The sequence below is a fragment of the Candidatus Neomicrothrix sp. genome (assembly GCF_035329545.1).
In the GTDB taxonomy this organism is placed as follows: Bacteria; Actinomycetota; Acidimicrobiia; order Acidimicrobiales; family Microtrichaceae; genus Microthrix; species Microthrix subdominans.
In genome coordinates, this window is sequence record NZ_DAOLGP010000017.1 from 57,863 (window position 1) to 80,299 (window position 22,437).

General features: G+C 69.1%; 20 protein-coding genes. 14 read left to right on the plus strand and 6 right to left on the minus strand.

Annotation, left to right across the window (positions count from 1 at the left end):
- Positions 1-6: 6 nt before the first annotated feature.
- Positions 7-1,332 (minus strand): glycoside hydrolase family 3 N-terminal domain-containing protein, encoded by a 1,326-nt coding sequence (locus tag PKD89_RS11070; RefSeq protein ID WP_289011904.1) that lies wholly within the window; start codon positions 1,330-1,332, stop codon positions 7-9.
- Between the two features lie 56 nt (positions 1,333-1,388).
- Here PKD89_RS11070 and PKD89_RS11075 point away from each other — a divergent pair, with 56 nt between their 5' ends.
- The 4 genes from PKD89_RS11075 (at position 1,389) to PKD89_RS11090 (ending at position 8,015) form a co-directional block, all read left to right on the plus strand.
- Positions 1,389-3,503 carry an FAD-dependent oxidoreductase gene (locus PKD89_RS11075; RefSeq protein ID WP_289011903.1) on the plus strand — a complete coding sequence of 705 codons (2,115 nt, stop codon included), beginning with the start codon at positions 1,389-1,391 and terminating at the stop codon, positions 3,501-3,503.
- 245 nt (positions 3,504-3,748) lie between these two features.
- Positions 3,749-6,877 (plus strand): DEAD/DEAH box helicase, encoded by a 3,129-nt coding sequence (locus PKD89_RS11080; RefSeq protein WP_289011902.1) that lies wholly within the window; start codon positions 3,749-3,751, stop codon positions 6,875-6,877.
- Positions 6,878-6,894: 17 nt separating this feature from the next.
- On the plus strand, positions 6,895-7,176 hold the full coding sequence (locus PKD89_RS11085) for a hypothetical protein (protein WP_287377164.1): 282 nt from the start codon (positions 6,895-6,897) through the stop codon (positions 7,174-7,176).
- Complete coding sequence (locus PKD89_RS11090) at positions 7,176-8,015, plus strand: SDR family oxidoreductase (RefSeq protein WP_287389751.1); 840 nt, start codon at positions 7,176-7,178, stop codon at positions 8,013-8,015. Before PKD89_RS11085 ends, PKD89_RS11090 begins: the two co-directional genes overlap by 1 nt.
- A gap of 142 nt (positions 8,016-8,157) precedes the next feature.
- Here the strand turns inward: PKD89_RS11090 and PKD89_RS11095 are convergent, their stop codons facing one another.
- A complete protein-coding gene (locus PKD89_RS11095) occupies positions 8,158-9,402 on the minus strand; it encodes a GNAT family N-acetyltransferase (RefSeq protein WP_289011901.1) in 1,245 nt (414 codons plus the stop codon).
- A gap of 151 nt (positions 9,403-9,553) precedes the next feature.
- On the opposite strand from PKD89_RS11095, the gene PKD89_RS11100 reads away from it, so the two are divergent.
- From PKD89_RS11100 to PKD89_RS11120, 5 genes are all read left to right on the plus strand, one after another.
- Positions 9,554-10,795: a CaiB/BaiF CoA transferase family protein gene (locus PKD89_RS11100; protein ID WP_289011900.1), complete on the plus strand. Its 1,242-nt coding sequence runs from the start codon at positions 9,554-9,556 to the stop codon at positions 10,793-10,795.
- A gap of 43 nt (positions 10,796-10,838) precedes the next feature.
- Positions 10,839-11,141: a hypothetical protein gene (locus PKD89_RS11105; protein ID WP_289011899.1), complete on the plus strand. Its 303-nt coding sequence runs from the start codon at positions 10,839-10,841 to the stop codon at positions 11,139-11,141.
- 70 nt (positions 11,142-11,211) lie between these two features.
- Positions 11,212-11,766 carry a DUF4112 domain-containing protein gene (locus PKD89_RS11110; RefSeq protein ID WP_287377156.1) on the plus strand — a complete coding sequence of 185 codons (555 nt, stop codon included), beginning with the start codon at positions 11,212-11,214 and terminating at the stop codon, positions 11,764-11,766.
- A gap of 36 nt (positions 11,767-11,802) precedes the next feature.
- Positions 11,803-13,434 carry a FadD3 family acyl-CoA ligase gene (locus PKD89_RS11115; RefSeq protein WP_289011898.1) on the plus strand — a complete coding sequence of 544 codons (1,632 nt, stop codon included), beginning with the start codon at positions 11,803-11,805 and terminating at the stop codon, positions 13,432-13,434.
- Positions 13,431-14,063 carry a TetR family transcriptional regulator gene (locus tag PKD89_RS11120; protein WP_287377150.1) on the plus strand — a complete coding sequence of 211 codons (633 nt, stop codon included), beginning with the start codon at positions 13,431-13,433 and terminating at the stop codon, positions 14,061-14,063. The genes PKD89_RS11115 and PKD89_RS11120 overlap by 4 nt, the downstream gene beginning before the upstream one ends.
- Positions 14,064-14,147: 84 nt before the next feature.
- Here PKD89_RS11120 and PKD89_RS11125 read toward each other — a convergent pair whose 3' ends face one another.
- The 4 genes from PKD89_RS11125 to PKD89_RS11140 all read right to left on the minus strand — a co-directional run bounded on the left by PKD89_RS11125 (position 14,148) and on the right by PKD89_RS11140 (position 16,607).
- Complete coding sequence (locus PKD89_RS11125) at positions 14,148-14,345, minus strand: hypothetical protein (protein ID WP_287389741.1); 198 nt, start codon at positions 14,343-14,345, stop codon at positions 14,148-14,150.
- A 78-nt stretch (positions 14,346-14,423) separates the two neighbouring features.
- Positions 14,424-15,899, minus strand: a complete 1,476-nt coding sequence (locus PKD89_RS11130) for an MFS transporter (protein ID WP_324332441.1) — start codon at positions 15,897-15,899, stop codon at positions 14,424-14,426.
- Positions 15,836-15,994, minus strand: coding sequence for a hypothetical protein (locus PKD89_RS11135; protein ID WP_289011896.1), 159 nt, complete (start codon positions 15,992-15,994; stop codon positions 15,836-15,838). The genes PKD89_RS11130 and PKD89_RS11135 overlap by 64 nt, the downstream gene beginning before the upstream one ends.
- A 142-nt stretch (positions 15,995-16,136) precedes the next feature.
- Positions 16,137-16,607, minus strand: coding sequence for a cyclic nucleotide-binding domain-containing protein (locus PKD89_RS11140; RefSeq protein ID WP_287377142.1), 471 nt, complete (start codon positions 16,605-16,607; stop codon positions 16,137-16,139).
- 58 nt (positions 16,608-16,665) lie between these two features.
- Between PKD89_RS11140 and PKD89_RS11145 the strand changes: the two genes are divergently transcribed.
- From PKD89_RS11145 to PKD89_RS11165, 5 genes are all read left to right on the plus strand, one after another.
- Positions 16,666-17,040, plus strand: coding sequence for an EthD domain-containing protein (locus PKD89_RS11145; protein WP_287377139.1), 375 nt, complete (start codon positions 16,666-16,668; stop codon positions 17,038-17,040).
- A gap of 5 nt (positions 17,041-17,045) precedes the next feature.
- Positions 17,046-17,867, plus strand: coding sequence for an SDR family NAD(P)-dependent oxidoreductase (locus PKD89_RS11150; protein WP_287377259.1), 822 nt, complete (start codon positions 17,046-17,048; stop codon positions 17,865-17,867).
- Positions 17,868-17,920: 53 nt separating this feature from the next.
- Positions 17,921-19,486 (plus strand): FMN-binding glutamate synthase family protein, encoded by a 1,566-nt coding sequence (locus tag PKD89_RS11155; RefSeq protein ID WP_425591247.1) that lies wholly within the window; start codon positions 17,921-17,923, stop codon positions 19,484-19,486.
- Between the two features lie 47 nt (positions 19,487-19,533).
- Positions 19,534-20,880 (plus strand): alkyl sulfatase dimerization domain-containing protein, encoded by a 1,347-nt coding sequence (locus PKD89_RS11160; RefSeq protein WP_289011894.1) that lies wholly within the window; start codon positions 19,534-19,536, stop codon positions 20,878-20,880.
- 89 nt (positions 20,881-20,969) lie between these two features.
- Complete coding sequence (locus PKD89_RS11165; protein ID WP_289011893.1) at positions 20,970-22,157, plus strand: amidohydrolase family protein; 1,188 nt, start codon at positions 20,970-20,972, stop codon at positions 22,155-22,157.
- Positions 22,158-22,437: the final 280 nt, after the last annotated feature.

Sequence of the window (22,437 nt, forward strand, 5' to 3'; positions counted from 1 at the left end):
CGGGCGTCAGCCCTGGTCGGCGGGTTGGCCGCCACCGACCAGGTCGCGCTCGAGCACCGGGGCGTCGGTGCCGGGAGCGGTCGTCGATGCGGGGTCCGCCGGATCCGCCTTGGGGGCGGCGCCCCCGGCGGGACAGGGGCCCTTCACGCCCTTGAAATCGAGGACCCGCTTCACCGACTGGGCCAGTCGCTTCTCGGTGATCGTGCCGTCGGTGACGGCGGCGACCAGTGCGAGGTACACCTCGTCGACGTTCTGGGCGCCGGAGATCAGCGCCACGTCGTTGCCCGCCACCAGCGCCTGCACAGCGGCTTCACTTTGGGTGCGCGAGTCGGCGATGGCGCCCATGATCAGCGAATCGGTGACGATCAGGCCCTTGAACCCGAGGTCGTCCCGCAGCAGGGCGACGCCCTCGGGGGACATGGTGACCGGTTCGCCCTTGGTGACGTCGGGGATGACCGCATGGGTGGTCATGATCGCCGGGATCCCAGCATCGATCGCCGCCCGGAAGGGCAGAAACTCCCGCTGCTTGAGCTCCTTCAGATCGCTCACTTGGACCAGTTGCCCGTGGGGGTCGGCCGTCGCATAGCCGATGCCGGGGAAGTGCTTCGCTATCGGCTTGATCCCGCCATCGGTCATGCCTTGGGCAGCAGCGATGGCGAAGTCGGCGACCACGGTGGGGTCGAGCGCGTACGAACGGCTCTTCAGGGCCGGGCCGAACCCGACGTCGAGCACGGGGGCGAAGTTGGCGTTGAAGCCCAGCTCGACCATGTCCTTTGCGTACTTCGTCCACATCGTTTTGGTCTGGGCGGTCGACAGCTTCTGGGTGGTGTCGCGGGCTGATGGCAGCGGCTCGATCACCTGATCCAGCCGCTGCACGGTGCCGCCCTCCTCGTCGGAGGCGATCACCATCGGCACGCGCGGCCCGTCGTTGATCGACTTGATCTGCTCGGCGATGTCGCCGCCCTGGTCCTCGAGCGCCCCGACGCCGCCGATCTTGCCCGCCTTCGCCGCCTCGGCCAGGTTGCCCGGCGTCGAGGTCATCACCCACAGCACCTGGCCGGCCTGTTCCTCGACGCTGAGGGTGTCGATGCAGTTCTTCAGGGGGTCGAGGTCGACGTCGGGGGTGGCGCCGGCGGCGCTGGTCGTCGTTGCATCCCCGCTGGTCGTCGGCGGCTCAGCATCGCCCAAGGTGGTGACGTCGGAGGAGGTCGTTCCCGAGCAGGCGCCGACCAGCACCAGGGCGACGGCGCACACGGCCGCGCCGAAGACGGATCGGTGGCTCCGGAACCGGGTTGCGCCGACACCGGGGGTGGGGCGTCGTTGAGGGATCACGGTCAGATTGTACCGGCTGTGGTGGTCGACGAGGTGCCGGTGGCACGCTGTAGACGATGAGCGATACGGCCGCCGGCCCCCATGACGCGCTGCACCGACCGCTCCGGCTCGGGCCGGCCACCGCCCGCAACCGGGTGGTCTTCGGCGCCCACCACACCCTGTTCGCCGAGCCGTCGTCGACCTTCGGCGAGCCCGGCGCCGTCGGCGAGCGGCTGGTCGGCTACCTGGCCGAACGGGCGGCGGGCGGCGTCGGCACCGTGATCTGTGGCCAGACCTCGGTGCATCCCGACACGGCGGCGCAGGTGGCCAACCTGCCGATCGCCTGGGACCGGCAAGTCATCGGCGGCTGGTCCCTGCTGGCCCGCAGCCTGCAGGAGCACGGGGCGCTCGCCTTCGTGCAGTTGGCCCACAACGGGGGCATGGTCCCGGGTGACTGGACCAAGCGTCCGGCGGTGGCGCCCAGCTCGATCGCCTACCTGCACGAGTCGCCCCGGGTGATGAGCCCGGCCGACCTCGACGACCTGGTCACGCACTACGGCCGAGCGGCCCGCCACGCCCGGTCGGCAGGCCTCGACGGCATCGAGGTGCACGCTGCGCACGGCTACCTGTTGCATCAGTTTCTTTCGCCGGCGTGGAACCGGCGCAGCGATGCCTATGGCGGTGACTTCGACCGTCGCCTTCGCCTGGTGCGCGAGGTGTTGACGGCGGTCCGCGAGCGCGCGGGCGACGACCTGGCCGTCGGGCTGCGCATCGGCGCCGACGACGGCGACCGCACCGGCCGTGGGCTCGATGGTGATGCCTGGGGTGAGATCGCCGCCGCCCTCGCCGGCGAGGGCCTGGTCGACTTTCTCAACGTGTCGGTGGGCTCCGGGGGGATTGGCATGGTCCGCCCCCTCTATGTGCGTCACGGCTACGGGGTGGAACGCACCGCAACCTTGCGGGCCCGGGTGCGGGAGGCGGCTGACGTGCCCGTCCTGGCGGTCGGGCGGCTGACCACGCCCGCCGAGGCGACGGCCGTGATCGAGGAGGACCGGGCCGACGCGGTCACCATCGTCAGGGCGCTGATCGCAGATGCCAACTGGGTGGCCAAGGATGCCGCTGGCGGGGCCGACTCCATCCGGGCGTGCACCGGCTGCAACGAGAGCTGCTACGGCAACCTGGTGCGGGGCCAGCCGATGACGTGCGCGACCAACCCGGTCGTCGGCCGGGAGTCCATGCTGGGCACCGGCACGATGTTCAACGCCCGCCGGCCTCGATCGGTGGTGATCGTCGGCGCCGGCCCTGCCGGGCTGGAGGCGGCCTGGGTGGCGGCGGCCCGTGGCCACCGGGTGACGCTGCTCGAACGGGAGGAGTTGCCGGGTGGCCGGATCAACGCCGCTGCCCGGCTGCCCGGTCGCGGCGAGCTCTCGGGATTCGTCACCTGGCGCGTCGCCGAGTGCGAGCGCCGGGGCGTCGAGCTGCGCTGTGGCACCGAGGCCACCCTGGAACTGGTCGCTTCGCTGGCTCCGGATGCGGTCGTCGTCGCCACCGGCGCGGTCGGCGATGCCACCACGGAGGTGGCCTGGCACCCACCGATCGCCGGGGTCGACGGCCCGGGGGTGCTCGACCACGAGGCGGCGCTGCGGCGGGCCCTTGCCGGCGGCCACCGGGCGCTCGGCGCACGGGTGGTGATCGCCGACCTCGTCGGCTTCGTCGAGGCCTACGCGCTGGCCGAACTGCTGGCCGCCCCGGACCCAGCCACCGGCGAGCCGGGGGCGGAGGTGATCCTGGCCAGTCCATTCGCCGAGCCGATCGCGGCCGACCCCGAGACCCGCCTGACGCTGATGCGCCGGGCCAGACGGGCAGGCGCAACGCTCGCGCCCCACCACGTGATCCTCGGCGTCGAGCCCTCCGGCCCCGCCGACAGCGCGCGCACCGAACCCGACGAGGCCTCGACTGGCGGCGCAACCTATCGGGTCAGCCTGGCCGACACGCTTGCCGGTTCGGTGCGGGTGGTCGAAAACGTCGACACGCTCGTCGTCCGCTCCCCGGCCCGCTCCGTCGATCGCCTCGTCGCCGAGCTGCAGGCGTCCCAACCAGGCGTCGAGGTGCACGCGATCGGTGATGCGGTGGCCGCCCGTTGGGTGGACAAGGCCATCGCCGATGGTCACCGGGTCGGGCGGTTGCTGTAGCGGACGAACGCCCGAAGCAGGCCGGCGCCGGCAACGCCGACCGACATGACCGTCCGCAGGGCCGGTCGGCTCGGCTACCCGTCACCGCCGCCCGTTGCTACGCTGGGCGCCGACGGGAACTCAGAGGGCGGAGCGGCCGAGGCAATGGCCTGCTGTGCCAGTCGTGTGGTTACCCGATGTGTTGGACGGCGTGGCCCCTTTGTTGGGCGCGACCGTTGTCTTTTCGAAGGAGAACCCTCACAGGGATGAACCACCTGAGCCCTGCTCTTGAGGCCGCCGCCTGGGCGGCGGCGGATGGCGTGGCCACCGACGCTGACCTGGCGTTGCTGGAACGCGACCCGTTGGTGTGGCGCCGCCAGCTCGAGGTGTTGATCGACGACACCGAGGACGCCCTCGACCACGTCCGCAAGCTGCGCGGCCCGGAGCGCGGGCGCGTGGTCGCTGACATGGAAGCCGAGCTGACCCGCCTCGAGGTCTCCTACGGGCGTCTGCTGTCGCCAGGGGACCTCAACGATGCGCTGGTCGAAGCCGACCCGCCGGGCGAGGTGCGCCTGCAGGCCTCCTGGGCCGGCGGGCAGATCGTGGTGTGGGCCGCCGGGCCGAGCACCCTGCCAGCGGACAACGACGCGTTGGCCGACCTGCTCGAGCGCATCGGCGGGCCGGCGGTCGGCTGGAGCGTGCACCGTGACGTGGTCCTGCCCAGCGGTGCCACCGCAGCGGCCCTGGCCATCCCGGTCGAGGAGTCGCTGGGGTGGTTGGTTGCGGTCGGCGGGGGCCTTGGCCGCAAGGGTGTGGGGTCGAGCGTGGCCTGGCTGGGGCGGGTCGCCGTCGCCGCCGTGCGCCAGGTGGCTACCGGCGCCATCGTGCCCACCCTCCACGGCGAGAAGCGCGAGCGCGGCGGCCTGATGGACATGACGGTTCGATGGGTGCCGGCGCTGCTCGACCAGATCGATCTCGATGCCATGTCGGCCGCCATGCCCGAAGCGGTGATCCTGCTGGCCCGGGCCGACGCCCGCTCGGTCACGCTGTCGGTGCTGCGGGCGGTCACCGATGCGATCGTGCGAGAGGCGACGTCCCGCATCGAGCTGCCTGCACCCCCGCCGCAGGTCCGCAACGCCTCCGGCGTGGCCGAGGCCTTCCTCACCCGCCTGGATGGCTCGCCGTTCGAGGCACCGATCTCGGCAGGCGCCGAAGTGTCCAAGCGGCTCGACCGTTGGTCCAAGTCGGTCTCCGGTTCGGGCCGTACCCGGCTGGTCGTTCAGCTCGATCCGCCCGACTCCTCCGACGCCTGGTTTCTGTCGGTGCTCGGCCCGGGAGCCGAGGGGCACCTCATGCCGATCGAGCTCGCCCTGACCGATCGGCCCGGAACCAAGGCATTGGCAGACGAGCTCACCCGGCTCGAACGCATCCTGCCGGCACTGTTGCGCCCGGGCGCCATGCGGCGCGGCCAGGTGTACCTGTCGACCGACGAGGCCTGGGAGCTGATGAGCAACGGGGGGCCCAGCCTGGCCGCCGCCGGATACGACCTGCGCCTGCCGGCGCTGTCGCGCCGCAAACCGTCCCCGACCCTGCGGCTCTTCACCGAGCCGGCCGGCGACAGCGTCGTCGGCGCCAACCAGCTGTCCAACGTGTCGTGGTCGGCCCTCTTCGACGATGTTGAACTGACCGCTGAGGAGATCGCCCGGCTGGCCACCCAGGCCCGACCGTTGGTGCAGAGCCGGGGCAAGTGGATCGAGCTTGACAAGGTCGATCTCAAGGAGGCGGCCGCAGCGCTGGCCGAGCGCTCCGCCCGCACCCAGATGACCGGCGCCGAGATCCTGCGGGCCTCGGTCGGCCTCGACAGCGTGTCGCTCGCCGGTGGGGTGTCGGTCGAAGGTCAGAGCTGGGCGGGCGAGCTGCTCGCCCAGGCCCGCAACCTGCCCGTGCCCAATCCTCGACCCGAGGGCTTCCACGGCGAGCTGCGGTCCTACCAGGCCGAGGCGCTCGCCTGGCTGGGCTTCCTCGACGCCGTCGACCTGGGCGGTTGCCTGGCACTCGACATGGGCCTGGGTAAGACCCCGACCGTGCTGGCCCACCTCGCCGAGCCGGATGCCCAGGGACCGTCGCTGGTGATCGCCCCGCCGGCGGTCGTCGGCAACTGGGCGGCCGAGGCCCGGCGCTTCGTTCCCGGCCTGTCGGTCGTCGTGCACCACGGCGCCAACCGGGCCCAGGGTGCGGCGTTCAAGCGGGCGGTGCGCAACAACGACGTGATCCTCACCACCTACGGCACCGCGGTGCGCGACGTGGCGCTGCTGGAGGACCACACCTGGGACAAGGTGGTGCTCGACGAGGCCCAGGCGATCAAGAACCCGGCCAACGAGACCTCCCAGCAGCTACGTCGCCTCACCGCCCGCAGCCGCATCGCGCTGACCGGTACGCCGATCGAAAACGGGCTGGGCGACCTGTGGGCGATCCTCGACTTCTGCAACCCCGGCCTGGTCGGTTCTCGCCCCGAGTTCATCGCCGGGCTGTCCGGCGAGGCCGAGGCGGCGCTGCGGGCCCTCAACGGCCTGCTGGTGTTCCGCCGCACCAAGTCCGAGCCCGAGGTGGCCAAGGAGCTGCCCGACCGCATCGACGAGCTCGACCACTGCGCGATGACCAAGGAGCAGATCGGCCTGTATCAGGCGGTGCTCGACTCGCTGGTCGCCGACAGCTCCGAGGTGGGCGGCGAGCCGAAGAAGGGTGCCGTGCTGGCGGCGATCACCGCTCTCAAGCAGATCTGCAACCACCCGACCGCCTACCAGGGCGACGACCTTCCCCTCGACGGACGATCGGGCAAACTGGCCCGGCTGGAAGAGATCATCGACACGGTGTTCGCCTCTGACGAACGCATGCTGATCTTCACCCACTTCGCGTCGTGGGGGCGCCGCCTCGCCGAGTACCTCACCGAGAAGACCGGGGTGAAGATCTCCTCCTACGACGGGTCGCTCGCACGCGGTGCGCGCGACCGGCTGGTCAAGGAGTTCCAGGAGGGTGAAGGCCCCGGCGCGTTGGTGCTGTCGCTGAAAGCGGGCGGCACCGGGCTGAACCTGACCGCCGCCAACCACGTCGTGTTGTACGACCGCTGGTGGAACCCGGCGGTCGAGGACCAGGCCCGGGACCGGGCGTGGCGCATCGGGCAGACCAAGACGGTGATATCGCACCGTCTGGTGTGCCCCGGCACCGTCGACGAACGGGTGGAGGAGGTGGTGGCCGGCAAGCGCCACATCGCCAACCTGGTGCTGCCCAAGTCGTCGTCGTTGGCCGATCTGGACGGCGAGCAACTGCGCACGGCGCTCGGCCTGGAGAGCGACGCCCTGCTGACCGAAGACGACGTCGACGAACTGTCGGCGTGACGAGAGGATCAAGCCCGATGGTCACCCGCTCGAAGAGCAACCGCCGCCGCAACAAGCGCAAGAAGCCGGTCGACCTCTGGCGTCCGGTGCCGACGTTGCCCGACCCGGAGCCGATCTCGGTCGAGGGCGACCCGACTGCGCTGGTGCGCTCGCTGGGCAACCCGCCACTGCCGGGGCAGAACAAGGTGGCCGAGCACTATCTGGCCGCCGTCGCCGAACGAGCCAGTGGCATGGCCGAGGCGCTGGCCGCAGCCTCGGGGCTGCTCGCCCAACCCGACGACGGCAACGGCGGGGACTGATGACCGAGGCGTTCGTCAGCGAGCCCGACGAGGCCATCGGGCCCGCTTGGGCCAGCCTGGAGGATCGCTGGGTGGTCGTCACCGGGGCGGCGCGGGGGCTTGGCCGGGCGATCGCGTTGGGCGTCGCCCGCTTTGGTGCCGACGTGATCGCCATCGACCGGGATGAGGTGGGGCTTGCGGGGCTGCGCGACGGCGTCGAGGCGTTCGGACGCAGCTGTCTGACCGGGGTGTGCGACGTGCGCGACGCCGCAGCGGTCGATGCGGTGCTCGCCGAGGCGGTCGAGCGCTCCGGGCGCATCGACGTGTTGGTCAACAACGCCGGCGGCGGGTTCTGGGCCCCGTTTCTCGACGTCAGTCCGGGGGGCGAAGCGGCGCTGATCGCCGAGAACTTCACCCAGGTCACCCACCTGATCCGGGCGGTTGTCCCCCACATGACCGGAGGCGGAGCGATCGTCTCGGTCACCTCGATCGAGGGGCACCGGGCCGGGCCGGGTTTTGCGCTGTATTCGGCGATGAAGGCGGCGGTCGAAAACCTCACCCGCTCGCTGGCGCTCGAGCTGGCCGAGCGGCGCATCCGGGTGAACGCGGTCGCCCCCGACATGATCCCAACACCGGGTGACGATGCCTTGGCGGAGGCCGCCGGGGCAATGGCCGACGACGCCTATGACGCCCACCCGTGGCCCGATGCGGGCACCCCCGACGACGCAGCCGCGGCGGTCATCTTCCTCGCCTCGGACATGTCCCGCTTCATCACCGGCTCGACGATCCATCTCGATGGCGGCACCTACGCCGCGTCGGGCTGGAAACGCCGCCGATCCGACGGCGCCTGGCTGCTCTGAACGCCCTGGCGGCCAAAACCGCCCTGGCCATTCACGAACGATCCGATGGTTTGGGTTGCGTTGACGTGCCCACAGACCGTCAACGCAACCCAAACTTCAAACCCGGGTGATGCGGTGGCGCCACGCGGTGAGCGGTGCGGACTCAGTAGGGCCAATCGGGGAGTGGCGGGGGTAGGCAGAACGCTGCATCGAGGGCGGCGACCAGCTCGGGTTGCCCCACCAGCTCGTCGGTCAGCGCCAAACCCGACGCCGGACGGACACCGAGCCACAGGCGGGTGAAGGCTCCGACCGAGGCGTCGAGGACCGCCGCCGAGCCGTCGGGCAGGCCGTCGTCCACACCCGGATCGTCGCCGAGATGCACGGTGTACTCGCCGCCGATGCCCGGCCACGTGGCACCCGACCGATCGGCGAGCGGGTCGTGCAGCCGCAGGCCGAAGGTGAGGTCGGTTCTCGGCCGGGCGCAGGCCTCGATGCAGGCGGACAGGTCGAGCATGCGCCACTGCACCTTGGACCAGGCGGTGTGCAGCGGCCGCCCGGAGCCGCCGAGGTTGGCCTGGGTCAGCTGGCGGAGGGGTTCGGTGATCAGGGCCTGCAGTTGCACGCCCGGCGGCTCGCGGTTGATCGTCACCGACCTCGCCTGGTCGCCCAGCGCTTTGAGTAGGCCCAGCAGGTCGAGCAACTGCTCGGGCCGCTCGTACATCAGCCACTCGACGGTGACGGGCCCGTAATGGCCGGAGAGGGATCCCAGGAGGCAGTGGGTGAGCCGGCCGTCGTCGGCCCGGAACCCCAGACCGATGGGCCGGTCGAGCTCGCCGAGGGCGCCGGCGATCAACTCGGGCAGTGCCAGCACCACCGAGCCGTGCCCGCGATGCCGGCGCACGAGCAGGTCGTAGACCTCCCGGTGGTCGCCGGCCCCGATCCGCACCGGTGGGCGATCCGGAATTGGCACGTTCAAGGTGGCAGGGTCGAAGGAGGCGACGTGGTCGTAGGCACCGGTTCCGAAGCCGAACCGGTCGTAGTACCCCTGGTCGAATACCCCCAGGGTGGCCACGGCGGCGCCGTCGGCTGCTGCGTCGGCCAGCGAGCCAGCGACGAGCGCGCCGGCCAGGCCCTGGCGCCGGGCCACATGGCCGGTGGCGACAAAGGTGATCGTCGCCAGGTCGAGGTCGACCGCCGAGGGGCCTCGGCCGTAACGCACCGACCCGGGCGCCCATTGAACGACGCACTCGGGCGATCCGTTGAGGTCGGCGACCACGGTGCTGCCGACGGCCAGTACGTCGGCCAACGCCGCCGCCTGCGCGTCGGAGTCGTCGATCCAGCCCGCCTCCCGCCAGATGCGGGTTGCGGCACCCAGGTCGTGCTCGGCTTGGTAGGGGCGTCCGGCCATGGCCAAGTGTTCACCGCCACCACTCGACGGGCCAACCGGGTTTGGGTGATCGGGGTCGGCGCAGCCGCTAGTTTCTGACGGACCGTCAGGTCGCCCGCCAGCAGGGCGGCGGCCGTCGGTATCGATCCGACACAGCTCAAGGAGTACCCCCGTGGCTGAAACCGCAAGGCCCCTGGCCGGCGTCCGCATCATCGAAAGCTCGCTGTTGGGCCCGGGCGCCGTCGGCACCCACCTCGCCGACCTGGGCGCCGAGGTGATCAAGGTGGAGAGCCCGGCCGGCGACTACATCCGCCGCATGACCTGGCCGATCATCGAAGGCGACTCGCTGTTGCATCACCACATCAGCCGGGGCAAACGGTCGATCACGCTCGACCTGCGCACGCCCGAGGGTGTCGAGGTGTACAAGGACCTGGTGCGCGGCGCCGACGCGGTGGTGGAGGCCATGCGCCCCGGTGCCCTGGCCCGGCGGGGCCTGGGCTTCGACGACCTCAAGGAGGTCAACCCCTCCATCGTGTTTTGCACGATCTCGGGCTACGGAATGACCGGCCCCTACAAGGACCTGCCCAGCCACGGCATCGCCTATGACGCCTGGGGTGGGCTGATCAGCCCCGGTCGCGACGAGGAGGGCTTCCCTCGCATCGACGAGCACGCCTCGGTGGGCATGCACTCCGGCCCGTTGTTCGCCGCATACGGCATCCTCGCCGGCATCATCCGTGCCCGCAGCACCGGCGAGCCCACCTACCTCGACATCGCCCAGAGCGACGCCTCGGTGGCGATGGACTGGCTGCGCATCGAGACCTACCTGGCCTATGAGCGGCCGGAGGACGTCGTGACCGGCAACCCGTCGGACGACTACGAGCGGCGCGAGCCGGGCACCGCCGGCATGCTCGGCGGCGTCCGCTACCAGTTCTACGATTCCTCCGACGGCATGGTGCTGTTCATGTCCTCCGAGCAGGAGTTCTGGAAGAACTTCTGCTCGGGCGTCGACCGCATGGACCTGTTCGAGAAGTGGCCGGGCAGCCAGTACGGCGACCACGCCCGGGGCAACCGCGAGCTGCAGCGCGAGCTGGTGGCGATCTTCGCCTCGAAGACCACCGAGGAGTGGGTGGAGTTTGCCGACGAGGTGAACACCCCGATCTGTCCGGTGAACACGCCCAAGACCGTCGCGGACGACCCCCAGTTTCAGGACCGCTTCCCGCTGCTCGGCCATGAGGAGCACGGCGCCGACATGATCGGCTCGGCCATCCACCTGGTGGGCGAGGAACTGCCGGTGCCGACCCGGGCGCCGACGGTGGGCCAGCACAACGACGAGATCCTCGCCGACGTGCTCGGCTACGACGCGGCCAAGGTGGCGGCGCTGCGCGCGGCCGGCGCCCTGGGCTCCCCGCAGTAACTTCGACCTGACGCCCGGCCCCCCGCCGTGTGAGGCTGCCTGGATGGAACCCACCCCCGTCGAGTCGTCGCCAGCCTCGTTCGGGTGGTGGTTCCGCAGTCGGGAAACCGGCCGGATCACGATCGCCCAGGCACCCAATCCGGCGTTGTGGCTCTTTCTGGCGGCCACCTTCACCCGGTGGGTCGTCCCGGAAGGCGGGCAATGGGCCGATGTGTTCTGGTGGGTGTCGACCGGAGCCCTGGCGTGGTGGGCCGCCGACGAGGTGATCCGCGGCGTCAACCCGTGGCGTCGGGTGATCGGCGTCGCAGGGCTGGTGTTTGTCGTGCTACGCCTCGTTGGTCGCTGAGAGATTTCGGCCGACGTGGGTAGAACCAGGCCGACGTGGGTACGACCAGCGGGTGAGGATGGATGGAACGGTGAGAGCCGCTGTGGATGAGGTACTCGAACCCGATGAGGTGATCCCCGCCGGCGACCCAATCGGCGCGAGCGATCGGATCGACCCTGACGCGGTCGAGGTGCCCGCTTACGTCGACGCATTGGCCTGGGTGCTCGACGATTGGATCCGCATCCCGGTGATCGATCGGCGGGTGGGCATCGACGGGGCAATCGGCATGATCCCGGTCGTCGGGGACGGCGCCGGGTTGGTGACCTCGGCCATCGTCATCCTCAGCGCGGTGCGACAGGGCGTGTCGGTGCCCACCGTCGTGCGCATGGTGGGCAACGTGCTCTTCGACTCGATGCTTGGCGTCGTCCCTTTCGCAGGCGACGCGTTCGATTTTATGTGGAAGTCGAACGCCAAGAACGTGCGTCTGCTTCGAGCCGACCTGGTCGAACCCCAGCGCACCCGCCGGTCCTCGCTGGCGGCGATCGCCATCTCGGTGATGGTGGTGCTGGCGCTCACCACGATCACGGTCGCAGCGGCGGCGCTCAGCGTGTGGCTGATGGTGCGGCTGGTTCGGACCGTCCTCTGAACCAGCCGGTGTGAGGCGGCACTACGATCTGACGCTGTGTCAGATGATCTTTCAGATGATGTAGCAGCCCCGCGGACCACGCCCCAGCTTCTCGCTGAGGTCAGCGCCCGCTATCCGGACGACCCGGGGGTGGTCGACGACGGTTGCACGCTCACGTGGGCAGAGTTGGCCGAGCGGTCCCACCGACTGGCGCGGGCGGTGGCGGCCCATGGCATCGCCCCGGGCGACCGGGTAGCAATCTGGGCGCCCAACTGTTGGGAATGGGTGGTCGCCGTACTGGGCCTGCACTGCGCGGGCGCCGTGCTGGTACCGATCAACACCCGCTATCGGGGCGAAGAGGCAGCCGAGTTGCTCGAGCGTTCCAACGCCCGTCTGCTGTTCACCGTTGGCGAGTTCCTGGGCACCGACTACCTGGCCATGCTGGGCGACCGACGGCCGACGGTGACCGAGACGGTCGTCGTGCTCCGCACCGACGCCGGCGTCATCGAAGATGCGATCACCGGCGATGGCGTCGTCGGCCTGGAGGCGTTCCTCGGCCGCGCCGAAGAGGTGACCGCCGCTGAGATCGACGCTCGCATCGAAGCCCTCGGCCCGGACAGCCCCGCCGACATCCTCTTCACGTCGGGCACCACCGGGCGACCCAAGGGCGCGGTGTGCACCCACGGCCAGGTGGTGCGGGCGTACGCCGCCTGGGCTGCGGTGGTCGGCCTCACCCACGAGGACCGCTACCTGGTCGTCAGCCCGTTCTTCCACGCCTTCGGGTACAAGGCGGGGATCATCGCAGCGATGACCGTCGGCGCGCCGCTCTACCCCGAGCCGGTATTTGACGTGAACAAGGTGATGCAGCGCATCGCTGCGGAGAAGATCTCGATGCTTCCCGGCCCGCCGACGCTGTACCAGAGCATCCTCAACCATCCCGATCTCGACACTGCGGCGCTCTCCAGCCTGCGCCTGGCCGTCACCGGTGCCGCCTCGGTGCCCGTGGAGCTGATCGAGGCGATGGGCGACACGCTCGGCTTCGAGACCGTGATCACCGGCTACGGGCTCACCGAGGCCTGCGGTATCGCCACGATGTGTCGCGACGGCGACGATGCGGTGACGATCGCTACGACGTCGGGCCGGGCCATCCCCGGTGTCGAAGTGGCTACGTTCGACGATGATGGTCGGCCGACCGCTCCCGGAGTGGCCGGAGAGGTGCGGATTCGCGGCTACAACGTGATGGTCGGCTATCTCGACGACCCCGAGGCGACCGCCGAGACGATCGACGTCGACGGTTGGCTGGCCACCGGCGACATCGGGGTGCTGAACGCCGACGGATATCTGACGATCACCGACCGCTTGAAGGACATGTTCATCGTCGGGGGCTTCAATGCCTATCCCGCCGAGATCGAACGGCAACTGCTGATCCATCCCGACGTGGCCCAGGCGGCCGTTATCGGCGTCCCCGACGACCGGCTGGGCGAGGTGGGCTTCGCCTTCGTCGTGCCGGCGGCGGGCGCTTCGCCGAACAGCGACGACATCGTTGCCTGGTGTCGCGACCGGCTGGCCAACTTCAAGGTGCCGCGGTTTGTTGAGCTGACCGACGAGTTGCCGATCAACGCCGGCGGCAAGGTGATGAAGTTCCAGCTGAGGGAGCGGGCGTCGGCGGTGCTCGACGCCGGCTCGTGACCGCCCGCGCCTCCGACGGCCGGGTGCCGGGCCGACGCGGCCAGGCCACCCGCCAACGATTGCTCGAGTGCACCCTGGCCATGCTCGACACCGCCTCGTACCGCGACCTCAAGGTGGTGGACATCGCCAGGGAGGCGGGCACCTCCCCGGCCACCTTTTACCAGTACTTCACCGACGTCGATGCCGCCATCGCCGAGTTGGCCGGCGACATGGCTGCCGACGGGGCGACCCGGCTCGGCGGCCTGCTCGAGGGCACCCGCTGGAGCGGAGAGGACGCCGAAGCGTCGGTGCGGATGCTGGTCACCGGGTTTCTCGACTTCTGGGATGCCAACCGACCGTTGATGCGGGTGATCGACCTGAAGGCGGCCGAGGGTGAAGGCCGCATCCGCTCCACGCGCAAGGATCTGCTGGCCGGCTTCTCCAACGGCCTCGCCGAATGCGTGCAGCGCAAGTCATTGCCGGACGCCCCGGCCAACCCGTGGGCGATGGCCTCGGTGGCAGTGACGATGTTGGTCAACGTTGCCATCCAACGGGAGATCTTTGCCGCCTCGGAGATCCCCGACGAGGACATGATCGATGCGGTGGCGCGGCTTCTGCTGGCAGCGGTCACCGGCACGACGACCGGCTGATCCCAGTCGCTTGGAACCTCCCGGGTCACCGGCGCATGCTGGGCCGGAGCGCGGCGGAACGGCGTGCGCTCGGACTGCCGGCGCTCAGAGCGTGACGAAAAGCACTCCGATCAACGCCAGCACCAGTATCACCCCGATGATCACGGCCGTGACGCGGCTCTGTCCGAACACCTGCCGCTGGCGCGTCTCGCGCTCCCAGCGCTCGTTGGCCGGCGACCCAACCTTGGGCAGGTGCTGAGGCTTCTTGTGACCCTTGCGTGGCTTGCTGGTGCTGCTACCCATGGCTGAACCCTACGTGGTTGGTGGCCATCGCACACACGGTTGAACCCCGCCTCTCGTGAAGGTCGCCGGCGTCCCGGTTCACCAGTAGGCCGATGGCCGCATCGACCGGCGCCCGCCCAGCCTTGGGTGGTCGCGTGAGGGCCCGGCCCATTCACGCCTGGACGGCACCTGGGCGAGGGACCGCGTCCTCTGGCGTCGGTGGCGTTGGGCCGGAGCGGTCGTCGTCGGGGCCCGGGCCGGCAACCACTTCAGCACCGAGAGCGCTGCGATCAGCAGGATCCCGGCGGCGACGACCGAGGCGAGATGCATGCCGGACACGAAGCTCTCCCGGGCCGCCGACTCGATCACGGGCCGGAGAGCGGGAGGTGCCTTCTCGGCGATGCCGAGGGTTTTCCCGATCGAGTCCTGGAGTGGCTTGATGAGCTCGGCGGGGACCTTGCCTGCCAAGCTGGTGGCCATCTCCGGCCCGTATCGGGACGACAGCAGCGAACCGAGGACCGCCACGCCGACGGCGCCGCCGGTTTGGCGGGTCGTGTCGTTCATTGCCGAGCCGACGCCCGCCTTGGCCCGGGGCAGTGAGCCCATGATCGAGTCGGTGGCGGGGGCCATCACGTTGCCCATGCCCAGGCCCAGCACCATCGTCAGACCGATGGCGGCGATCGCCGGTGTGTCCACGGTGAAGCGGGTGAAGGCCAGGAAGGCCAGCGAGCACACGAACAGGCCGCCGGCCACCACCACCTTGTTTCCCAGCTTGTTCACCCAGATGCTCGACAGCGGCGCGGCGATCATGATCACCAGCGCCTGGGGAGCGAGTACGGCCCCGGCCTTGATCGTGCCGTAACCCAGCACCGACTGCAGGTACTGGGTGAGCAGAAAGATCATGCCGAACAGGCCGAGAAAGGTGAGCGTGATCGCGCCGCTGGCCGCCGAGAACCGTGGGTTCTTGAAGAAGTCCAGGTTCAGCATCGGATGGTCGCAGTGGCGCTCCCAGGCCAGGAAGACGACGAACAGAGCGACGCCCAGAGCGAATCCACCGAGGATCTCCGGGGAGGTCCAGCCGTGAGCGGGCGCCTCGATGATGGCGGCGAGCAGGACGCCGAGCGCAGCGATCGACAGCAGGGCACCGCGCGGGTCGGCCTTGGACGGCGCAGGGTCCTTCGACTCGGGGACGTACCGGTAGCCCAGGAACAGCCCGACGATCACGATCGGAACGTTGACCAAAAAGATGGACCCCCACCAGAAGTGGGCCAACAGAAAGCCGCCGGTGATCGGGCCGAACCCCAACCCCAGGGCCGAGACCCCGGCCCAGATTCCGATCGCTTTGGCCCGCTCCTTGGGGTCGGTGAACACGTTGGTCAGGATCGACAGCGTCGCCGGCATGATGAACGCCCCGCCGACGCCCATCAGGGCGCGGGTGCCGATCAGCACGTTGGCGTCGGAGGCGAGCGCCGACAGTACCGAACCGGTGCCGAAGATGATCAGCCCGACGGTCAGAACCGGTATCGGCCGAAGCGATCGCCGATCGTGCCGGTGGTCAGCAACAGCCCCGCAAATACGATCGTGTAGCTGTCGACGATCCACTGCAGCTGGCTCTGCGAGGCGCCCAGGCCGCCCTCGGCGGCGGGTCGGGCCACGCGCGGCAGCGCCACGTGAGGATCGTGTTGTCCAACACGATCACCAGCAGGCTGACGCACAGCACGATCAGCGTGATCCACCGATCCTGATAGACCGAATCTGATTGCTCAACACGATCGTGCATGTGGGCCCCCTCGGCGGTGGCGCTGGTTGGAGCTACGTGGCGGCGTCGCCCTCGGTGGGATGACGCAGTCGGCTGCGCAGCTGTTCGTTCTCGTCTGTCAGCTCGACGATCCGGTGCGTGAGGCCCAGAAGCATGGTGCGCGACATCAGCGGGAACTCGTCCAACAGGCTGCGAAAAGACCGCCGGTCCAAAACCTCGAGGATGGAGTCCTCTGCGGCGGTCACCGTAGCGGTGCGCGTGATTCCGTCGAGCAGCGCGATCTCGCCGAAGTACTCGCCGGCCTGGATCGTTGCCAGTTCCTTGCCCTCACGGCTGATCGTGGCCGACCCGGACACGATCACCGCAAACTCCTTGCCGATGGTGCCCTCACGGGCCAACACCGTTCCGGCCTTGACGTCCAGGGTGTCGCTCAGCTGATCGATGCGATCGAGTTCCTGAGGGGAGCAGCCTTCGAACAGCTTGATCTTGCGCAGTTGATCCCGGGGAACCGAATGGTCTGACATGGGAGCAGCGTATCCATCCTCTCGGCGTTGCGGTTGTGGTTTCTGACAAGCTCGGCACATGGTCCAGCTGTTTGCGTTTCTCACCCGGCGATCGGGCACGACACACGAGGAGTTTCTCGACCACTGGTTGAACCGTCACGGTCCGTTGATCGCCTCCACCCCCGAGCTCGCCCGCCACATCCGGCGCTACGAGCAGCACCCCCGGGCCGAGGCGGGATCGATGTCGGGCACCGAGGACTGCGACGGCGTCACCGTGCAGCACTTCGACAAGATGGACGACATGTGGGCCTTCACCGCAGAACCCGCCTATGCCGAGCTGGTGGCGCCCGACGAGGCGGCCCTGCTCGACCTGAAGCGGCTGGTGTGGGTGATCACCGGGGAACCCACCGTCGTCATCGATGACCGAGCCCCTGCGCCGGGGGACGGCGCGTGAGTGCGATGGCGGGCGCCCGGGCTCTGATCACCGGCGGAGCATCGGGCATCGGCGAGGCAACGGCCCGCCACCTGAGCGAACTCGGGGTTGGCGTTGCTCTGCTCGACCGCAACGCCGAGCGTTTGGCCTCGGTGGCCGATCGGCTGGGGGCGCCCGCAGCGGTCGTCGACGTGACCGACCCCGACGCGGTACGAACCGGCGTCGCCTCGCTGGTCGAGGAGCTCGGCGGCTTGGACTACCTGGTCAACAACGCCGGCACCGGGTCGCTCGGCCGCCTCGAGCGCTACTCGGACCGAGATCTGGACCGGCTGATCGCGGTCAACCTCACGGGCGCGTACCGGGTGCTCGCCGCGTCGTTGCCTCACCTCCAGGCCAGGCCGGGGACCGGTGTGTCAAGAGGTCCGGCGGCTCGCGGCGGCCCGGCGCGACGGGGTGGCGCTGTCGTCAACGTCGCCTCGGCATCGGGGGTTCGGCCGACGCTGGGTGAGGCTCCGTATTCGGCGGCCAAGGCGGGGCTGATCAGCTTGACCCAGTCGGCGGCCATGGAGGCCGCACCCGATGTGCGGGTCAACTGCGTGTCACCCGGCTTCGTCGCCACGCCGCTCAACCAGATCCTGCTCGATCAGCCTGGCGTCGAGGATGCTTTGGGCGCCGCCACACCCTTGGGTCGGGTGGGGACCGCCGAGGAGGTGGCCCGGGTGATCGCCTTTCTGCTGTCCGACGAGGCCTCCTACGTCACCGGCCAGAATGTGGTGGTCGACGGTGGCAGCCTGTTGCCAAACAGCCAGGTCGACCCGGTACTGGGCGCGCTGCTCGGCCCGACCTGAGGAGGAAACCCTTGAGCTTCATCGTCTCACGAAGTGCCATTTTCCGTTTCGGGATGTGGGCGGCCTGCCTGGTCGGCGCGCTCGCCGGCGGATTGCTGTCGATCCTGATCAGTTGGTGGTGGCTGTGGCTGGCCATTCCCGCCGTCGGGCTGTCAGTGGTCGGCCTGGTGGACTACCTCCAGCCGCGTCACTCGATCCGCCGCATCTACCCGGTGGTTGGCCGCTTGCGCTGGACGGCGGAGGCGACCCGCCCGAAGGTTCGCCAGTACTTCATGGAGTCCGATACCGACGGCACCCCCTTCAGCACCGAGCAGCGGGCGGACGTGTACATCCGGGCCAAGGGCGGGGCGGGCACCGCTTCGTTTGGCACCCAATTGGACGCCTACGCGCCGGGATACGAGTGGTTTCGGCACTCGATCTACCCCAAGCCGGCAGCGCAGGGCCAGCATCGGGTGCGGATCGGTGAGGCCAGTGGTGCGGTGCCCTACGACATGGCGTTGATGAACGTCTCGGCGATGAGCTTCGGGTCGCTCTCGGGTCCGGCGATCACGGCACTCAACGAGGGGGCGCGCCGGGGCGGCTTTGCCCACGACACGGGCGAGGGCGCCGTGTCGCCCTATCACCTCCAGGGTGGCGACCTGGTGTGGGAGATCGGCACGGCCTATTTCGGCTGTCGCACCGCCGACGGTGGCTTTAACCCGGATCGGTTCGCCGAGCTGTGTCGTCAGACCGACGCGATCAAGCTGATCTCGATCAAGTTGTCCCAGGGCGCCAAGCCCGGGCTGGGCGGTGTGCTGCCGGGGGAGAAGGTGACCCAGGAGATCGCCGATACCCGCGGGGTTCCCGTCGGTCAGACCGTGGTGTCCCCCGGATACCACAGCGCCTTCGATGGACCGAAGGGGCTGGTGGACTTCGTGGTGAGGCTGCGCGAGCTGTCGGGCAACCTTCCCACCGGGTTCAAGCTGTGCGTCGGCGAACGAGCCCAGTTTCTCGCCGTCCTCCGGGCGATGATCGCCGCCGACGCCTATCCCGACTTCATCATCGTCGACGGCTCCGAGGGCGGCACCGGTGCGGCCCCGCTCGAGTTCGAGGACCACGCCGGCACGCCGCTTGACGACGGGCTGACCACCGTCCACCGGGCGCTGGTGGGCGCTGGGCTGCGGGACCGCATCAAGGTGGGTGCATCGGGCAAGGTCGCCAGCGGGTTCGACATCGCACGGCGTCTTGCCCAAGGCGCCGACTACACCAACTCCGCCCGCACGATGATGTTTGCGCTCGGCTGCATCCAGGCCCGGGAGTGCCATACGAACAAGTGCCCCAGCGGCGTGACCAGCAACAACCCGATGGTCACCAGGGGGCTCGATGTGGAGGACAAGGCCCAGCGGGTTTGCGCCTACCAACACTCGACGATCGCCAACTTCAACACGATCCTCGGCGTCCTCGGGCACGACTCGTGTCGTCAGATCCGCCCCGACCAGTTCGTCCGCCGTATCTCCCAGACCGAGGAGTTGCGCTACGACCAGCTGTGGCCCGAGCTCCCCGAGGGAAGCCTGCTCGACGGGTCCGCGCCCGAAGATTGGATGAGCGACTGGCGGGCCGCTGGCAAGATCGCGACGTAGCGCGCGCCAACGCGAGCGGGTAGAGGTCGAGGAGAGGAGAGAGAACATTGTCCGAGCACCCGATCGAGCTGTCCAACCGCATCATTGACACCGGCGCCACCGACGCACCCAACCGGGTAACCAACGAGCTGTCCGAGCTGGCCGACGGCGTGGTGTTGGTCGAGTCGTTCAGCCACTCGATTGCCGTCGATTCGGGTGATTGTCTGGCGGTCTTCGATACCTCCAGCTCGTTCACCGGGCGTGCCGTCACCGAGGCGCTCCGCAGCTGGTCCACCGATCCGGTCGACACGATCGTCTACACCCACGGCCACGTCGATCACGTCGGCGGTTCGGGCTTTTTGGTGGCAGACGGACGGCAACGCGGCCATGCCGACCCGCGCGTGATTGGGCACGAGGCCCTACCGCAGCGGTTGGCCCGTTACGAGCGCACCAACGGGTGGAACGTGGCGATCAACGCCCGGCAGTTCGGCGGCATCAGCCCGTCGGCGGGCCTGGGCGTCGGCGGAGGCTCCGCCCGGTTTCTGCCCGAGGACGTCGCTTGGCCCACCGACACGTATGCACGGGCAACCTCGGCGAGGGTGGGGGAGCGCACCTTCGAACTGCACCACGATCGTGGTGAGACCGACGACCACACCTGGGCGTGGTTTCCCGAGGAGAAGATGCTGTTGCCCGGCGACCTGTTCATCTGGGTGTTCCCCAACGCCGGCAACCCGCAGAAGGTGCAGCGCTACCCCGACGACTGGGCGGTCGCGCTACGCAAGATGGCGGTGCTCGGCCCCGAGCTGTTCGTGCCCGCCCACGGGTTGCCGATCGTCGGGACGGACCGGATCTCCATGGTGCTCGACGAGGCGGCCAGCGCGCTCGAGTTCCTCGTCGCCGGGGTGCTGGAATCCATGAACGCCGGCATGGAGTTGGAGGCGATCGTCGAGCAGGTCAAGCTGCCTGCCGAGGTGCTCGAGAAGCCCTACCTCACGCCGGTGTACGACGAGCCCGAGTTTGTGGTGCGCAACATCTGGCGACGCTTCGGCGGTTGGTGGGACGGCAACGCCGCGTCGCTGAAGCCGCCGACCCGGGCGGCGGTGGGCGGGGAGTTGCTTGGGCTTGCCGGCGGTGCCGACCCGGTGATCACCCGGGCCCAGGCTTTGGCAGACGACGGCGAACTCGCTCTGGCCTGCGAGCTGGTCGAGCTTGTGTCGCGGGCACTCCCCGACGACGCGGCGGTTCATGAGGCTCGCGCCGGGTTGTACCAACGCCGTCGGGATGCGGAGCTGTCGTTGATGGCCAAGGGCGTCTATGCGGCGGCGGCACGATCGAGTCAGCACGCCGCCGGCCTGGAGGTCGAGCGCGGCGGCACGCGATCGGCGGCCGGGCTGGACCTGGAATCGGGGCGGTAGCCGGACTCGTTCGGCCCGAGGTGCGAGATTTCACAGCTTGACGCGCGAGTTTCTGACACACCGTCAGATTTCGGCGTTAGGGTGTCGGCATGGACATCCCGAAGATCATCTCGATCGACGACCACGTGATTGAACCGGCAGATGTGTGGCAGAACCGCCTGCCGGCCAAGTACCGCGAAGTGGGTCCGCGCGTGATCCAAGAGCGAGGCAAGATGCAGTTCGTCGGGGGTGTGTTCTCCTATGAACCCTCCAACGAGGGCGAGCTGTGCGACTGGTGGCTGTACGAGGACAAGCGGGTGCCCCAGACCCGGCTGTCGGCCGCGGCCGGCTTCAGTCGCGAAGAGGTCAAGGTCACGGGCATTACCTACGAGGAGATGCGTGACGGTTGCTACGACCCGGTCGCCCGGCTGTCCGACATGGACATGAACCACACCGAAGCGCAGATGTCGTTTCCGTCGTTCCCCCGTTTCTGCGGTCAGACGTTTATGGAAGCCGACGACAAGGTGCTGTCCGACCTGTGCGTCAAGGCCTACAACGACTGGATGGTCGAGGAGTGGTGTGCCGGGTCCGAGGGTCGCCTGATCCCGCTGACCATCGTTCAGCTCTGGGATGCCGAGCTGGCTGCCGCCGAGGTTCATCGCAACGCCGAGCGCGGGGTGCGTGCGGTGTGCTTCTCGGAGATCCCGCCGTACCTCAACCTGCCGTCGATCCACACCGACTACTGGGAGCCGTTCTTCCGGGCGTGCGAAGAGACCGGCACGGTCATCAACATGCACATCGGATCCAGCTCGAAGATGCCGTCGACTTCGGCCGATGCGCCGGCTGCGGTGGGCTCCACGCTCACCTTCGGCAACGCCATGAGTTCGATGGCCGACTGGCTGTTCTCCGGCTGGCTGGAACGACTGCCCAGCCTGAAGCTGGCCTACTCCGAAGGCCAGATCGGCTGGATTCCTTACATCCTCGAGCGGGCGGACAATGTCTGGGAGGAGAACCGGGCGTGGGGTGGCTTCGGTGAGAACGTGCCCGAGCCGCCGTCCACCTACTACTACCGCCAGATCTACGGGTGCTTCTTCGACGATAAGTACGGCTTGGACAACCTGGAGAAGGTCGGGGTGGACAACATCTGCTTCGAGACCGACTACCCGCACTCGGACTCCACCTGGCCGCACTCCAAGGAGGTGGCCGAGAAGCTGATGGGTCACCTTCCCGAGGACGTGATCTACAAGCTGATGCGCGGCAACGCTATCGAAATGCTGGGTCTCGACTTCGATAAGTAGGGGGCCCAGCGGGTCGGTGGGTGTGGCCCTCGACTGACGCGATCCTCAACCGAGTACGAAGAAGCCAAGGCGCCGACACCGGTGCCTTGGCTTTTTCTGTTTCATCAGGGGAAGAGCCCCCATTCCTGCCCTTGCGTCCCCAGCCATGGCCATCTTGGGAGGCCTGACCCGGTTGCCGTCCGAGTGGCACGGGTCACATGTGTCGGCCTCGGCTGACAGTCCTCCTTGTCACAGGCCCTCTTCATACTGGACACATGTTCGACTTCGTCGATACGTCCGG